Source organism: Halomonas sp. BM-2019, from assembly GCF_017584085.1.
In genome coordinates this window covers 1,927,947-1,930,034 of sequence record NZ_CP071922.1, presented here as the reverse complement: position 1 = coordinate 1,930,034, position 2,088 = coordinate 1,927,947, and the positions used below count along the sequence as shown (strand labels likewise).

At 71.5% G+C, this 2,088-nt stretch carries 3 protein-coding genes and 1 pseudogene; 1 reads left to right on the top strand and 3 read right to left on the bottom strand.

Features of this window, described 5'->3' with window-relative positions; genetic code table 11:
- Positions 1 to 609 (top strand): Hpt domain-containing protein (locus tag J5F18_RS09745; RefSeq protein WP_346302040.1); only part of this gene is annotated, 609 nt, incomplete at its 5' end.
- Here J5F18_RS09745 and acpS read toward each other — a convergent pair.
- From acpS to J5F18_RS09730, 3 genes and pseudogenes are all read right to left on the bottom strand, one after another.
- Positions 549 to 926 carry a holo-ACP synthase gene (acpS, locus tag J5F18_RS09740; RefSeq protein ID WP_346302039.1) on the bottom strand — a complete coding sequence of 126 codons (378 nt, stop codon included), beginning with the start codon at positions 924 to 926 and terminating at the stop codon, positions 549 to 551. The two genes, J5F18_RS09745 and acpS, sit on opposite strands and share 61 nt — an antisense overlap.
- 3 nt (positions 927 to 929) lie before the next feature.
- On the bottom strand, positions 930 to 1,706 hold the full coding sequence (gene pdxJ / locus J5F18_RS09735) for a pyridoxine 5'-phosphate synthase (protein WP_346302038.1): 777 nt from the start codon (positions 1,704 to 1,706) through the stop codon (positions 930 to 932).
- 214 nt (positions 1,707 to 1,920) lie between these two features.
- Positions 1,921 to 2,088: pseudogene (locus J5F18_RS09730) on the bottom strand (DNA repair protein RecO); the annotation flags it as partial.

Here is a 2,088-nt window from a genome sequence, read left to right as displayed (position 1 = left end):
GTGCTGGTGAAGCCCGTCGACGGCCAGCATCTCCGGCAGGCCCTGCGCCGCCACCTGGGCGTCGTGCTGCCCGAGACCCCGGCGGAGAGCGGGCTCCCGGCCGATGTCGCCGCCCCCACGGCAACGGCAGCCGATGACGGGGAGCTGCCCACGGTGGATCTGGAGCTGGGGACTCGGCTGGCAGGCGGCCGGGCGGCGCTGGCCAGGGAGCTGCTGGAGCGCCTGGCGGCCGGGCTACCGGAGAGCGAGGCGGCCATCCGCGCGGCACTGGACGACGGCGACGACGAGGCCCTGCTGGACGCCATTCACGCCCTCAACGGCGCCTGTCGCTATTGCGGCGCGCCGCGGTTGGGGCTGATCGCCGAGTCGCTGGAGACCCGGCTACGGACCCGCGGGCGCGACGCCGTGACCGCCCTGATGGATGACCTCTTCGCGGCCATGGCAGAGCTGATTGCCTGGGCCGAGGGGGAGGCTCGTCCCCCCGGCGCTCAGCCCTCCAGCTCTCAGCCCTCCAGCTCTCAGCCCTCCAGCTCTCAGCCTTCCAGCACTCAACCTTCCAACACCACGAACGCCACGGCCAGGGACTCCTCGTCGCTGATCGACAGGTGAGTCGCCCGCACGCCGGCGACCATCGCCAGCTCGTGGGCCTTGCCGGAGAGCACCAGGGAGGGTCGCCCCAGGGCATCGTTGTCCACCTGAACCTCGGTCCAGCGCATGCCCAGCCGCAGGCCGGTGCCCAGCGCCTTGACGAAGGCCTCCTTGGCGGCGAAGCGCTTGGCGAGAAAGGCCGCCGGCGCCGGATGGTCCCGCAGCCGCTCCCGCTCGAGCTCGCCCAGCAGCCGCAGCGCCAGTCGCTCGCCGTGGCGGGCCAGGGCCCGTTCGAAGCGATCCACCCGGGCGATATCGGTGCCGATGCCGAGGATCATGGCTCAGTGATCATGGTCGTGCTCCTCCAGAGAGGCGACGAAGCCGGCTTCCTGGCCGGCAATCGCCAGGCGCTTCATCTCGGCGACCGCCTCCTTGAGCCCCACGAAGAGCGCCCTGGCGATAATGGCATGACCGATGTTGAGCTCATGGAGGCCCGGAATGGCGGCAATGGCCTCGACGTTATGATAGTTCAGCCCGTGACCGGCGTTGACGGTGAGCCCGAGCTCCAGCGCCATCTCGGTGGCCGCCGCGAGCCGCGCGTGCTCATGGGCAGCGGCCTGGCCCGTGGCCTCGGCGTAGGCCCCGGTATGCAGCTCGATCACCGGCGCTCCGGCCCGGGCGGCGGCCTCGATCTGAGCGGGCTCGGGGTCAATGAACAGCGACACCTCACAGCCAGCGGCAGCGAGGCGCTTGCAGGCGGCGCGGATCGCCTCGAAGCCCCCGACCACGTCCAGCCCCCCCTCGGTGGTGAGCTCCTCGCGCCGCTCGGGCACCAGGCAGACGTGGGCCGGGCGCACCTCCTCGGCCAGGTGCAGCATCGCCTCGGTGACGGCCATCTCCAGGTTCATGCGGGTGTTGAGCACTTCGGCCAGCAGACGCACGTCGCGCTCCTGGATATGCCGGCGATCCTCGCGCAGGTGCACGGTAATGCCGTCGGCCCCCGCCTCCTCGGTCAGCAGCGCTGCCTGAACCGGATCCGGATAGCGGGTCCCGCGGGCCTGGCGCAGGGTGGCGATATGGTCGATGTTGACGCCGAGCAGGATACGGGGGGGATGCATGGAGTCTCCAGGAATCAAGGGACAAGGGACAAGGGACAAGGGACAAGGGACAAGGGACAAGGGACAAGGGACAAGGGACAAGGGACAAGGAGCAAGGAGCAAGGAGCAAGGAGCAAGTGACTAGGGTAAAGCGAATGGCGGGCAGCGGGAAGGCCGCGCCGGGGATCGGCGGCGGCTTCACGGCTGCGACCTGGCGCCCGCGAGACGGGCGCTCCTACCCCTCGCGGCGATGCCGCCGTGCGGCCAGCTGGCGCATCAGCTCCCGGGAGCGCAGCGGACGGGCGCCCAGCAGCGGCGCCAGCGCCGCGCGGGTCACCGCCTTGGCGGGGCCGGCCAGGCCGGGCGCCCCCCAGTCGCCGGCGGCCAGTAGCCGCAGGGTGCG

Coding starts and splice junctions, on each gene's coding strand:
- pdxJ (WP_346302038.1), bottom strand. CDS start 1,706: ATGCATCCCCCCCGTATCCTGCTCGGCGTCAACATCGACCATATCGCC.
- acpS (WP_346302039.1), bottom strand. CDS start 926: ATGATCCTCGGCATCGGCACCGATATCGCCCGGGTGGATCGCTTCGAA.